Origin of the sequence: Actinomadura rupiterrae (genome assembly GCF_024172125.1) — a bacterium.
Classification (GTDB): Bacteria; Actinomycetota; Actinomycetes; order Streptosporangiales; family Streptosporangiaceae; genus Spirillospora; species Spirillospora rupiterrae.
The window spans coordinates 133,642-145,988 of record NZ_JAMZEA010000007.1 but is presented as its reverse complement, the minus strand read 5'-3'; the positions used below and the strand labels follow the sequence as shown (position 1 = coordinate 145,988).

At 70.5% G+C, this 12,347-nt stretch carries 11 protein-coding genes; 7 read left to right on the top strand and 4 right to left on the bottom strand.

The window, feature by feature from the left end:
* Positions 1–113: 113 nt before the first annotated feature.
* The 6 genes from rimM (at position 114) to FHU30_RS24940 (ending at position 4,702) form a co-directional block, all read left to right on the top strand.
* Positions 114–632 carry a ribosome maturation factor RimM gene (gene rimM, locus FHU30_RS24965; RefSeq protein ID WP_253879026.1) on the top strand — a complete coding sequence of 173 codons (519 nt, stop codon included), beginning with the start codon at positions 114–116 and terminating at the stop codon, positions 630–632.
* A gap of 6 nt (positions 633–638) precedes the next feature.
* Positions 639–1,424 (top strand): tRNA (guanosine(37)-N1)-methyltransferase TrmD, encoded by a 786-nt coding sequence (gene trmD, locus FHU30_RS24960; protein ID WP_253879025.1) that lies wholly within the window; start codon positions 639–641, stop codon positions 1,422–1,424.
* Positions 1,425–1,556: 132 nt separating this feature from the next.
* A complete protein-coding gene (gene rplS / locus FHU30_RS24955) occupies positions 1,557–1,910 on the top strand; it encodes a 50S ribosomal protein L19 (protein ID WP_122193294.1) in 354 nt (117 codons plus the stop codon).
* 186 nt (positions 1,911–2,096) lie between these two features.
* Positions 2,097–2,996, top strand: a complete 900-nt coding sequence (gene lepB, locus FHU30_RS24950) for a signal peptidase I (protein WP_253879024.1) — start codon at positions 2,097–2,099, stop codon at positions 2,994–2,996.
* Positions 2,997–3,668: 672 nt separating this feature from the next.
* On the top strand, positions 3,669–4,391 hold the full coding sequence (locus FHU30_RS24945) for a ribonuclease HII (protein WP_253879023.1): 723 nt from the start codon (positions 3,669–3,671) through the stop codon (positions 4,389–4,391).
* Positions 4,388–4,702: a DUF2469 domain-containing protein gene (locus FHU30_RS24940; RefSeq protein WP_253879022.1), complete on the top strand. Its 315-nt coding sequence runs from the start codon at positions 4,388–4,390 to the stop codon at positions 4,700–4,702. The genes FHU30_RS24945 and FHU30_RS24940 overlap by 4 nt, the downstream gene beginning before the upstream one ends.
* A 1,005-nt stretch (positions 4,703–5,707) precedes the next feature.
* Here the strand turns inward: FHU30_RS24940 and dprA are convergent.
* The 3 genes from dprA to FHU30_RS24925 all read right to left on the bottom strand — a co-directional run bounded on the left by dprA (position 5,708) and on the right by FHU30_RS24925 (position 9,555).
* Complete coding sequence (gene dprA, locus FHU30_RS24935; protein ID WP_253879021.1) at positions 5,708–6,874, bottom strand: DNA-processing protein DprA; 1,167 nt, start codon at positions 6,872–6,874, stop codon at positions 5,708–5,710.
* Positions 6,875–7,644: 770 nt separating this feature from the next.
* Positions 7,645–9,201, bottom strand: a complete 1,557-nt coding sequence (locus FHU30_RS24930; protein WP_253879020.1) for a YifB family Mg chelatase-like AAA ATPase — start codon at positions 9,199–9,201, stop codon at positions 7,645–7,647.
* The gene (locus FHU30_RS24925; RefSeq protein ID WP_253879019.1) at positions 9,202–9,555 is read right to left on the bottom strand and encodes a YraN family protein; all 354 of its coding nucleotides are present in this window, start codon (positions 9,553–9,555) and stop codon (positions 9,202–9,204) included.
* A 704-nt stretch (positions 9,556–10,259) separates the two neighbouring features.
* Here FHU30_RS24925 and FHU30_RS24920 point away from each other — a divergent pair.
* Entirely contained in the window at positions 10,260–11,159 is a 900-nt protein-coding gene (locus FHU30_RS24920) for a tyrosine recombinase XerC (protein ID WP_253879612.1), read from the top strand.
* Between the two features lie 13 nt (positions 11,160–11,172).
* Here FHU30_RS24920 and FHU30_RS24915 read toward each other — a convergent pair whose 3' ends face one another.
* Complete coding sequence (locus FHU30_RS24915; RefSeq protein WP_253879611.1) at positions 11,173–12,129, bottom strand: M23 family metallopeptidase; 957 nt, start codon at positions 12,127–12,129, stop codon at positions 11,173–11,175.
* Positions 12,130–12,347: the final 218 nt, after the last annotated feature.

Here is a 12,347-nt window from a genome sequence, read left to right as displayed (position 1 = left end):
GTTCGCCGCCAGCCGCGGAGGTTGCGGCGCGGTGGGGCGTGGTGGGCCCGGGGCGGCTGCCAGGCTGGGATCCTGGCTTGTGTTTCGATGATCGAATGGTGGAGGGACGGCGCGTGGCTGAGCGGATCGTGATCGGACGGATCGGGCGTCCGCACGGCGTCCGGGGCGACAGCACGGTGGACGTGCGGACCGACGACCCGGACCTGCGGTTCGCGCCCGGGACCGAGATCGCCACCGACCCCGAGGACGCCGGGCCGCTGACCGTGGAGCGGGCGCGCTGGCATTCGGGCCGGCTCGTCGTCCGGTTCGCGGGCGCGGACGACCGGGACGCCGCCGACGCCCTGCGCGGCATCTGGCTGGTCGTGGACGCGGACGACATCCCCGCGTCCGACGACCCCGACGACTTCCACGACGCCCAGCTGGTCGGCCTCGCCGTCCGCACAGTCGACGGCACGGACGTGGGCGAGGTCACCGAGGTCCGGCACCACGGCCAGGACCTGCTGGTCATCCGCCGCGCCGGGAGCCGCGAGGAACTGCTGGTGCCGTTCGTCGCCGCGCTCGTCCCCGAAGTGGACGTGCCGGGCGGCCGGCTCGTGATCGACCCGCCCCCCGGCCTGCTGGACGAGGACTGAGCCCCGATGCGACTCGACATCATCAGCATCTTCCCCGAGTACTTCGCCCCGCTGGACGTCTCGCTGATCGGGAAGGCCCGCCGGACCGGGACGCTCGACGTCCGCGTCCACGACCTGCGGTCCTGGACGCACGACCGGCACCGCACCGTCGACGACACCCCCTACGGCGGCGGCCCCGGCATGGTCATGAAGCCCGAGCCGTGGGGCGAGGCCCTGGACGAGGTGGCCCCGGCGGGCGGCGCCGTCCCGCGCATGATCGTCCCGACGCCGTCCGGACGCCCGTTCACCCAGGCCATGGCCGCCGAGTTGGCCGCCGAGGACTGGCTGCTGTTCGCCTGCGGACGCTACGAGGGCATCGACTCCCGCGTCGTCGCGGAGGCCTCGACCCGCATGCCGGTCTCCGAGGTCAGCCTCGGCGACTTCGTGCTCGCGGGCGGCGAGGTCGCCGTGCTGGTGATGGTCGAGGCCATCGGGCGGCTCCTGCCCGGCGTCCTTGGGAACGCCGAATCCGTCGCGGACGACTCGTTCGCGCCGGGCGCCATGGAATCGCTGCTGGAAGGGCCCGTCTACACCAAGCCGCCGGAATGGCGGGGGAGGGCCGTCCCGGAGATCCTGCTGTCCGGGAACCACGGCGCGATCGCCCGCTGGCGGCGGGACGAGGCCCTGCGCCGCACCGCCGCCCACCGTCCCGAGCTGCTCGGACGCCTCGACCCCGGGAAGCTCGACAAGCACGACCGCAAGGTCCTCGCCGACGCCGGTTTTCCGGAGCACGGCGAAGATATGGCAAACTAGAGCGTCGCCGTGTGCTCATGCCGCACGGCGCGCCGACTTCAAAGAAGATCCACTCCGCGCGGCGCGACGCCCCCACGCTAGGTGAGGACCGGGGCCTCTCGACGTCCGCGTTCGACACTGAGGAACGCTGTCATGCACGCTTTGATCCAGGAGATCGAGAAGGCCGCGCTGCGCGCCGACGTCCCGGACTTCCGTCCCGGTGACACCGTCCGCGTGCACGCGCGCATCACCGAGGGCAAGGTCACCCGTGTCCAGGTCTTCGAGGGCGTGGTGATCCGGCGGCAGGGCGGCGGCTCCCGCGAGACCTTCACCGTCCGCAAGATCAGCAAGGGCGGCTACGGTGTCGAGCGCACCTGGCCGATCAACAGCCCGCACATCGAGAAGCTCGAAGTGGCGATCCGCGGTGACGTCCGCCGCGCCAAGCTGTACTACCTCCGCAACCTGCGCGGCAAGGCGGCCCGCATCAAGGAGAAGCGCGATTTCTGACCGCTTCGCCGAAGCGTCCGGCGCCCCGGGAATCCGATCGCGGATCCCGGGGCGTTGCCCGTTTTGGGGGAAAGTGCACGTCGGAGGCAGTCGGCTCGTGCGCACGACACGGCCATGCGCGAGATTCGGCGGCCCTCCCGCCGCTAGTCTGGCGCCCTGATGACTCACGAGGACGATCGGAGAGACGTGCGTTCCGAAGCCGAGGGCGCGGTGCCCGAAGAGAAGCAGACCGTGACCTCCGCCGAGGAGCCGCCCGCCGAACCGCCCGCCGCGGAGGACGACGAGTCCACCGGCAAGAAGCGCAAGAAGAAGGGCTCCTTCGCCAAGGAGCTGCCCGTCCTGGTCGGCGTCGCCCTCGTCCTGGCCCTGCTGATCAAGGCGTTCGTCATCCAGGCGTTCTACATCCCGTCCGGCTCGATGGAGAACACCCTCCAGATCGGCGACCGCGTCCTGGTCAACAAGGTCGTCTACCACACCCGCGACATCGCCCGCGGCGACGTCGTGGTCTTCAACGGCCTCGACTCGTGGGACCCGGAGGTCCAGGTCTCCAAGCCGAGCAACCCCGTGAGCAAGGTGCTGCGCGCCATCGGCAGCGCCTTCGGCGTCGCGCCGAACGAGAAGGACTACATCAAGCGCGTCGTCGGCGTCCCGGGCGACCACGTCAAGTGCTGCGACGCCCAGGGCCGCGTGACGGTCAACGGCGTCCCGCTGGACGAGCAGTCCTACCTGTTCACCGACCCGTCCACGCACGTGCAGAACAAGCCGTCCATCGACCCGTTCGACGCCACCGTCGGCCCCGGCCAGCTCTGGGTCATGGGCGACCACCGCGAGGCCTCCTCCGACTCCCGCTGGCACCGCGGCGACCGCGGCGGCGGCACCATCCCCACCGACCACGTCATCGGCCGCGCCTTCGTCATCGTCTGGCCCCTGAACCGCCTCGACACCCTCCCCATCCCCAAGACCTTCAAGCAACCCGCCATGAAGTCCGCCGCCGCCCTGACCCCAGCGGCCCCCTTGACCCTCGGCTTCCTAGCCGCCCTCCCCCTAACCCACCTAACCCGCCGCCGACCCCCCCGCCGCCCCTAACCCAGGCAACCCGCCCCCGCCCCGCCCCCAGCCCACCGCCACCGCCACCGCGGCCCGGCACCGCCCTACCTCACAGCCCGGCACCGCCCCGCAGGTCGGTGCTGCCCTGTCCCGAGGTCTGGCACGACCCTGCCTGCGGCCTGGTTTCCCTGTGGTCCGGCGCTGCTCCGCGGGCCGGCGCGGCGCTGCCCTGCAGCCCGGCGCGGCCCTGCTCCGCGGTTCAGCATCGCTCTGCCTTGTGGCCCGGCACGGCGCTGCCCTGCGGCCCGCAAGGCCCTGCTCGACGGCGTTACCCTGCCCGCAGGAAGGGTTGTCCTGCCCCTCGGAGTGGCACCGCTCGACCCCGTGGGCCTGGCGGCGATGCCCCTGGCAGCGTGCGAGAAGCGTGTCTGTCTCCTCCCCGCCACCACGGAGCCGCTTGGCAGACAGACCGACACCCCGGACTAACCCCCCGGGGGCTCGCGAGGCCGTTGATACCCCCGCCCAGCGTGATCCGAGCCCACCCGCAGAGCACCTGGCCGCGATGGACGCCTGGGGGAAGGACCTTCGCCTTGGGCTGAATCGAGGCTGAAGCGGGCATGAACTGCGGATTCGCGCCTCGCCTCCTTCTGGGAGGTCTCGGAAGCGCCAAATTGGGGCTTTCTGGCTTTCTGGGGACGTACGCTGCGGACTATGAACGGTCGTCCACTGCGGTTCACGCCAAGGCGTGACGCCGGGCTGTACGGCTTCGAGCGAGCCCTCGCCCATGCGGGATTCAACCTGGTGGCCGGGGTGGACGAGGCGGGGCGGGGCGCCTGCGCCGGGCCCCTGGTGATCGGCGCGGCGATCCTGCGGGACGGGAAGCGCGGCCGGATCGAGGGCCTCAGCGACTCCAAGCTCCTGACCCCGGCCCGCCGGGAGGCGCTCTACGACGAGATCGTGGAGCGCGCCGAGAGCTGGAGCGCGATCATCGTCCCCCGGGACGAGGTGGATCGCTACGGCGTGCACCGCTGCAACATCACCGGGATGCGCCGCGCCGTGGCCGCGCTCAGCCGCCGTCCCACCTACGTCCTGAGCGACGGCTTCAACGTCCCGGGCCTGGTGGTCCCGAGCCTGGGCGTGATCAAGGGCGACCAGGTGGTGGCCTGCATCGCCGCCGCCTCCATCGTGGCCAAGGTCACCCGCGACCGGATCATGATCGATCTGCACGAGCGCTTCCCCCAGTACGGCTTCGATGAGCACAAGGGGTACGCGACCAAGGCGCACACCGCGGCCCTCGCCGAACACGGTCCGTGCTCCGAACACCGCCACTCCTTCGTCAACGTGGGCCGGGTCGTGCGTAAGAATGGGAACGTGGTCGTGGGGGAACCGGCCGGGGAGGACCACGAGACCCGGATCGAAGGGACACGAGTGTGAGCGCCGAGGATCTCGAGAAGTACGAAACCGAGATGGAGCTCCAGCTCTATCGCGAGTACCGCGACGTCGTCGGCCTGTTCAGCTACGTCGTCGAGACCGAGCGCCGCTTCTACCTGACCAACTCCGTGGACCTCCAGGTCCGCGGCGCCGACAACGGCGAGGTCTACTTCGAAGTCACCATGCAGGACGCCTGGGTCTGGGACATGTACCGCCCCGCAAGGTTCGTCAAGAACGTCCGCGTAGTCACCTTCAAGGACGTCAACGTCGAAGAACTCGCCAAGAGCGACTTCGAACTCCCTTCCGACCAATAAACCCAAAAGCAACACCCAGCTCCCACCCTCCCCCCGCCGCCAACCGCCGCCCGCAAGAGACCGACCCGCCTTCAAAGGGACCAACCCGTCGGCAAGGGCTGACCCGCTCGTCAGGCATGGGACGCCGATCAGTCCCGGCCCGCCGATAGGCCCGGCCGGCCCGCCAGGCCCGGCCTGCCCGCCAAACCCGGGCCGCTGATCAGCCCCGACCCTCCGACCTGCTGCCCTTCGGGCCGCAGGTCGGAGGGTGCCAGGTGGCCATGGCCTGATCATGGTGTCGTTCCTCGGCGGGCCTCAGTGGAGCCAGAGGCCGCAGGAGGGCCGGGGCGTGGCAGAGCGCGACCAGGTCGTTGGTCATGATGCCGTCGCCCTCCGCGTGGCCCTCGGGCCCGGCCCGCCAAGTGCGTTCCGCCTGGCATGCTCGCGTTACCTGCCAGGCGCGGGCTGCCCGCCAGGTGAGGGCCGCTCGCCAGTCGGGGGCAGCCCTTCGGGTCATACCCACCAAGCGCGTGCCACCTGGCCGCTCGCGTCACCTGCCAGGCGCGGGCCCCTGCCAGGCGGGGGCTGCCCGCCAGGCAAAGTCGCCCTTCGGGTCATGCCCACCAAATGCGCGCCACCGGCGCCTCGCGTCACCCCAGGCGGAGCCGCCCGTCAGGTCTGGGGCGCCCTCCGGGCCCTGCCCGCCAGGTGCGTGCCACTCAGCAGGCTCGCGTCATCTGCCAGCTCGGGGCTGCCCGCCAGGCGGAGGCAGCTCTTCGCTTCCGAGCCGCCTGGCAGCCGACCTGGGACGGGGCGAACATCAGGCCGTGCCTGGCCCAGCCCAGCCCCCGGGGCCGGGTCGTCTGCGCGGGGCGTGCCAATCGCTTGGTCACTCCGTCGTTGGTGCATCGGATGCGGAGCGGGCGCCTCAACGTTTGCCTGTGGGCTCCCTCCTCTTGTAGCGAGGCCGGTTGCCGTGTGCCCTGGATCCCGGGCGAGGACGCGGGGTGAGTGAGGTGCGTCGGATCATGGTGATTTCGCCTTCCGGGTCAGGCGCCAGCCTCCTTGGGCTCGCTCCACGAAGCCTCCGGCGGAGAGGAGCCCGAGCTTGGCATTGGCGGTTGGGAGATCCACGCCCGCCTTGGCGGCGATCTGTGCAGGGCCGGCGGCAGCGCGTGCTGGAAGCGCCTCTAGGACGGTCTGGGCGACCTTGTCCAGAAGATCGCGGGACAGCACAGGGCTGGCAGGGATCGAAGCAAGGTCGGTCCCGAGCTCACCCACGGCCTCGATCACTTCGGCGCTCCGGGTGACGAGCAGGGCCGGCGGCGGATCTCGCAGCAGCGCGTGGCAGCCGACAGACGACACCGAGGTCACCGGCCCTGGCACGGCCATGACGACCCGGCCCAGTTTGCGCGCCCAGTGCGCCGTGCTCAGGGCTCCGCTGCGACGACCGGCCTCGACGACCACGGTGCCCCTGGAGAGCGCAGCGATGACACGATTCCGGACCAGGAAGCGTTGCCGCCTCGGGCTGGTGCCAGGTGGCGACTCGCTGACAAGCAGCTCGCGCCGGGCGAGCTCGGCGAACATTCCGTCGTTGCAGGCCGGGTACGGGACATCGACGCCATTGGCCAGTACTGCGACGGTCGGACCGTCAGCGGTCAGCGAGCCCCGATGCGCCGCGGCATCGATGCCCATGGCCCCGCCCGAAACGACCGTCCATCCGCGATCGCCGAGCTCGGACGCCATTTCGGACGCCACTCGCAGTCCATAGGGCGATGCCGCGCGAGCGCCGACCAGGGCGACGGACCGCAGGCACCCGTGCCGCAGATCGCTCGGCCCACGCAACCACAGCGCGTACGGACGACGATCACCCAGGTCGTCCAGCGTGGTGGGCCACTCGGCGTCACCCGGACACACCAGCCGGACGCCGAGCCGCTCTGCCACGAGGAGGTCGCTCGCCGGCTCGGCCGCCGACAGCCTGATCCGCCAATGGCTCACCCGTTCGGCCATCCGCCCCAGCTCGGAATCGTCCGCGACCCTCGTCCTCAGCTCATCCGGTAAGCACCCCGCACGAATGGCAAGGAGCGTCGCAGGAGCTCCGACCACATCCACGATCTGGTTCAGCACAGGATCACCCGGCTCAGCCAGACCCGTCAGCGTCGCCCGAGCGATCCGATCATCTGTCTCAATCACGTTGCCCTCCTAGTTCCATGTCTCGAAAAAGCACTCGGCGAAGACTCGCGCGCACCGCCACCCGCCCCACCAGGAGCGGGCCCGACCACGCGCAGCTCCCAGCCACGCCCGTTCACGCGCAGCCATCACCCATGCCCAGTCGGGGCGGGCGGGCCCTTCGCCCAGCCGTCACCCACGTCCCAGCCGGGGCGGGCCAGCTGTCAGCCCCCGCCCTCATCGGCGTCAGCCCCGCGCGTCGTCGGCGTCACTGACGCACGATGCTGTGTCGACTCCGCACTGCGCCGTGTCTGTGCCACCTCGCCCTGGCGTTCGGGCTGCCCGCACGGCATCAGCTCAGCATTCGCATGCGCTCGGCATCGCCCCCGCGATGGCCAGCCGGTCGAGCTGGCACTCTCCAGGGGACGCGACAGCAGACTCATGCCGGACGTCCTCGCCGTGGCGGCATCTCCATCACCGCCGTGCGCACGGTTTGCCCGACGACCTCGACGTCATCCTCGCCAGCAGCAGCTCCGCATCGGCGTTCGCGCCGCATCGCGTCGGCGTTCACTCGGTGCGACTCCGTGTCGGGTCCGCGTGTGCTGGACCCGCGTGTGCTGGACCCCGCATGTGCTGAATCCGGCGTGTGCTGAGCCCCGTGTGCGTTGACCGACTGTGTGTCGGGTCCACTACGTGCTCAGGCGTCTTCGGTGCACGGGCTGATGCGGAGATACGGAGCGATACTGGTGCGGACGGGTGGGACGGGGTGAGTGGGGGCGTTGGTCGGTTGGGGGTCATGTCCATCGGCCGTTCCAGAGGGCTAGGGCGCCGCCTACGTCGTCGTCGCCGGGGTCGCTGCGGCCGGCCAGGTCGGCGATCGTCCAGGCGACGCGGAGGACGCGGTCGAGGCCGCGGGCGCTGAGGGTTCCTTTCTGGAGCGCCTCGTCCGCTGCGCGCATCGCCTCGCCGGACGGGGTGAAGTGTCGGCGTAGCTCCGGGCCGGGGATTTCGGAGTTGGTACGCCAGGGTGTGCCCGACAGGCGTTTCATCGCGCGCTCGCGAGCGTCGAGGACGCGTTCGGCCACGACCGTGCTGGATTCGGCGAACTCAAGGTCGTACCTGAGTTCGGCGCGGCTCGCCGGGGTGAGTTCCAGCTTCAGGTCGATGCGGTCGAGCAGGGGGCCTGAGATGCGCGAGATGTATTTGCGTCGCACGTTGGGGGCGCAGGAGCAGTCCATCTGCTTCGCGGCGGCGCATGGGCACGGGTTCGCCGCCAGGACGAGGGTGAAACTCGCCGGGAAGCGTGCGGTGCCCTCGACTCTGGAGAGCCGAACCTCTCCCTCTTCAAGAGGTTGCCGGAGCGCGTCCAGGACTCCGCCGTGGAACTCGGGAGCCTCGTCCAGGAACAAGATCCCTCTGTGGGCGAGCGAGACCGCTCCGGGTTGGAGGACGCGTCCTGAGCCGCCGCCCACGATCGCGGCTCTTGTCGCGGTGTGGTGCGGGGCGTGGAACGGGGGTTTGGTGATCATCGGCTGGTCGGGCGGGAGCGTGCCCGCGACCGAGTGGATCGCCGTGACCTCCAGCGCGGCCTCCGGTTCGAGGGGCGGCATCAGCGTGGGGAGCCGTTCGGCCAACATGGTCTTCCCGCAGCCGGGTGGCCCAGAGAAAAAGAGGTGGTGCCCTCCGGCCGCGCTGATCTCCAGGGCTCGGCGGGCCTCGGCCTGACCACGGACGTCTGCCAGGTCGAGATCCGCGCGACGATCGGGAGTGCGCGGAGTGAGGCCGTCGACGCCGTGGTGCGGGATCGGCTCGGACGACTCGTCCTCGGTCGGGGGAGGCTCGTCCCTGAGCAGGCAGAGCAACTCGCGCAGGGAGGCGACCGGAACGACCTCGACGCCCGGGACGAGCCTGGCCTCGGCCCCGTTCGGACGCGGAACGACCACGGTCTGGCAGCCTGCGTTGGCGGACGCGAGGACGGCGGGGAGCACGCCCGGGATACTCCGGACCCGTCCGTCGAGCCCGAGCTCTCCGACCAGCGTCAACCCGGCGCATGAGAGCGGGGAGACCGCTTCCGCGGCCGCGAGCAGTGCGATCGCGATGGCGAGATCGAAGGTCGACCCCTTCTTCGGCAGGCTCGCCGGGAACAACGACACGGTGACGTGCCTGTTGGGCCAGTCTTCGCCGGAGTTGTAGATCGCCGCACGGACGCGGTCGCGGGCCTCGTTCAGGGCGGCGTCCGGGAGGCCGACCAGGTGGAGGCCGGGGACCCCGCTGGTGATCGCCGCCTCGACGTCCACCACGAAACCGTCGACGCCCACCAGGGAGACGGAGCGGGTCTTGGCGAGCGTCATTCAGCACACCTCCCGCAGGTGCTCCAAGGCGAACCCGTCGCCGTCGCAGACCAGCGCGATGACGTCCACCCGGATGCGCGCGCCCGGAACCCGGTTCGCGGCCGCCCAGCGGAGCGCCAGCTTGCGTAACCGGGCCGCCTTGCGCTCGGTGATCGCTTCGAGCGGATCGCCGAAGGCGGTCGAGCGCCGGGTCTTCACCTCGCAGGCCACGTGCAGCCGCCCGTCGTAGGCGACGATGTCGAGCTCGCCCTCCGAACACCGCCAGTTGCGGTCGAGGACCTTCCATCCCAGCCGGCCCAGGTACGCGGCCGCCGCGTCCTCGCCTCGCTGTCCGAGCATCTGGTTGCCGTTCATTCGGCCTCACCTCCGGCCTCCGACGATGCCGCCCGGCCACGCTCCGCAATAACCGAACTCCATTCTGTGGATAACTCGGAGGTGGGTGGGGTGTCCCTCGTGCGCGTGCACGGACATCCGCGCCCAACGTTGAACTGCGCGCAGGGGTGTCCCGAACAACGGGGTGCGGTGACGCCCCGTTCGACGTGGCGCAGTGTTGGGTCGTATCGGGCCTTGTCGCTCCGCGCTGCGTTGTGTTGCGGTCGGCATTGCTTGGCGCGGGGCAGGGACGTGGGGGTGTGATGCGCTGGCTCGCGCCCGTTAGCTGCTCTGGATGAACCGCGTGCGCCCCGTGGGCGCGCTGTCCGATGCTGCGCTTCCAGCGCTGCGCCTCTTCTGGTGCGCCCAGTGAGGCGGCGTCGTGTGGCGTCTGCCTGTGCTTGGCGTTCCTAACGCGTGTGAATTGTCGCCGGGGGCTGACTGGCAGCTTGAGGGGGAGGGGGCGTGGGCGTGCTGGGGTGTTGCGGGTGCGGGGTGGGTTAAGGGCGCGCAGAGTGAGTGGGTCCTGGTGGGGCGATGGCGGCTTTGGGGTGCTGGGGGTGTTGGTGTGGGATTGGGGGCGTGCTGGTGCTTGATTTCGAGGGGGTGTGGGACGCAGCGTGGCGGGTGTGAGTGCTGAGGAGCGGGGCGGGGATCAGTCCGAGGCGGGCGAGCGCGGTCCAGGGATGCTGGACGCGTTGCTTCCCGAATTCGCGACGTTCCTGAAGGCGGAGCGGGACGTTTCGGAGCACACGCTGCGTGCCTACATGGGGGATATCCGGGAGCTGTCGCGCTATGGGGCCACCGTCGGCCTCTCTACGCCCGCTGATCTGGACGTGAACGTGTTGCGCGCATGGCTGGCGCGCCAGTACGCGATGGGGCTCTCGCGAGCCACGCTGGCCAGGCGTACCGCAGCCGCCAGGACGTTCACTCGTTGGCTGCATCGGCGCGGGATGCTTCCCAGCGACCCGGGGCCGCTTCTAGGCACGCCGAAGCGGACACGCGACCTGCCGACCGTCCTTGCGCAGGAGGAAGCGGGGCGGCTGCTGGACGAGATGGACGTGACCGGACCGATCGGCCTGCGGGATCTCGCGATCCTGGAGACGCTCTACGGCACGGGCATGCGTGTCAGCGAACTGTGCGGGCTCGATGTCGACGATGTCGACACAAGCCGCAAGACGGTGCGCGTCTTCGGTAAGGGCGGCAAGGAACGCACGGTGCCGCTTGGTGACCCCGCCCTCCGTGCGCTGGGGGATTGGCTGAGGGCGGGGCGGCCTGGCCTGGCGACGGACGGCAGCGGTCCAGCGCTCTTCCTCGGCGTGCGAGGGGGACGCCTGCACCCCACGAGTGCCCGGCGGGTCGTCCACTCGCGCATTGCCGAGGTGGGAGAAGTGCCGGATCTGGCACCGCATGGTCTACGGCATTCGGCGGCGACCCACCTCCTGGAAGGCGGGGCCGACCTGCGCAGCGTTCAAGAGATCCTTGGCCATGCCTCCCTTCAGACCACGCAGCTCTACACGCATGTCTCCGTCGAGCGCCTCAAGCAAGTGCACCGCCAGGCACACCCGCGTGGCGCCGTGGATTGATCACAGCGCTGCCTCATTGAGGAGCCGTGGGGCGGCGCAGACGTCGTTCATGGGCCAGGTCGATGACATTCGGCGGTGGTCGGTGACGCTGTCGGTGCGCCTGGCGGGAACGGGGACGTGCCAGCGCTCTCCGGACAAAGGCCACTGACAGTGCCAGGACGAGGCACGTCAGCGTCCCGACCGCAGCCGTCGAGGCGCTGCGGAGAGCGGGGCGTATCGGACGATCATCCGTGGGCCCCGAATGGGGGAGCGGGCTCTGGACGTCCCGAGTGGGACGCCCGTCCCGGCTTCGTAAGGGCTCTGTCGACGACTTCAGGCGCTTTGAACCGTTCGGAGGGCCAGAAGTGGACGGAGAGAGCGAGCCCTGCGGCGGACGCGCTTCGCTCGGAGGAGGAGGCGGCTGGGGAAGCGGCGGCGCTCCTGAGAGAGCCGTGGACGAATCCGGCTGCCAGAGCGGGAGCAGGCGGACGATCGGTCGCACCAAGGTGATCGGATCCAGGTACGTGCTGCCCCGGAGCAGCCCCCAATGCAGGCAGGCCTGCGGGCAATGCGGCGGCTGCATGGATTCCACGGTCCCGATCCGGGCGCCTGCCGCGACGTCGTGTCCTACGGGCACGGCAGGACGAACCGGTAGGTAGGTGGTCCGCAACTCTCCGTGAGTGATCGCCACGACGTCCCGTCCGGCCAATGCGCCCGCGTACGAGACACGTCCGGATCCGGCGGCGTACACCGGATCTCCAGGGGACGCCGCGAGATCGACACCGCGATGGCCTGGGAGCCAGGGAGAGGTCGGTGGGCTGAAGCCGCGCACGATCGCAGGGACGGGCGGCCCCAACGGCCACCGCCAGCCAGCCGCCTCGTCCGCCCGAAATGCCCCGCCACCCGCCCGCAGTCGGACGGCGTCGCCGATCGGCGGCGGCACGGCGAAGCCCCAGCGTGCAGGCGCGCTCTCGCTGCGTAATGGCGTCATTCCGTCCATCAGAGGCGTCCAGGACCAAGACTCAGAGAGCGTGCGGTGCGCTGATTCAGGCGGTGGCCAGATGTGCGGGTGAGACGGAGGTGAGTGGCCCGGGTCATGCCTGAAGGTCCCCGAGCCAAAGCCGAACGTCGCCGAGCCAAAGCCGAACGTCGCGCGGCCGGAGGCGGACGTCGCGCTGCCAGAGGCGAAGGCCGCGTCGCCAGAGCCGA

Excerpts from the sequence above, each read along its gene's own strand:
- trmD (WP_253879025.1), top strand. The coding sequence starts at position 639 with ATGCGACTCGACATCATCAGCATCTTCCCCGAGTACTTCGCCCCGCTG.
- rplS (WP_122193294.1), top strand. The coding sequence starts at position 1,557 with ATGCACGCTTTGATCCAGGAGATCGAGAAGGCCGCGCTGCGCGCCGAC.
- FHU30_RS24945 (WP_253879023.1), top strand. The coding sequence starts at position 3,669 with ATGAACGGTCGTCCACTGCGGTTCACGCCAAGGCGTGACGCCGGGCTG.
- FHU30_RS24930 (WP_253879020.1), bottom strand. The coding sequence starts at position 9,201 with ATGACGCTCGCCAAGACCCGCTCCGTCTCCCTGGTGGGCGTCGACGGT.
- FHU30_RS24925 (WP_253879019.1), bottom strand. The coding sequence starts at position 9,555 with ATGAACGGCAACCAGATGCTCGGACAGCGAGGCGAGGACGCGGCGGCC.
- FHU30_RS24920 (WP_253879612.1), top strand. The coding sequence starts at position 10,260 with ATGCTGGACGCGTTGCTTCCCGAATTCGCGACGTTCCTGAAGGCGGAG.
- FHU30_RS24915 (WP_253879611.1), bottom strand. The coding sequence starts at position 12,129 with ATGACGCCATTACGCAGCGAGAGCGCGCCTGCACGCTGGGGCTTCGCC.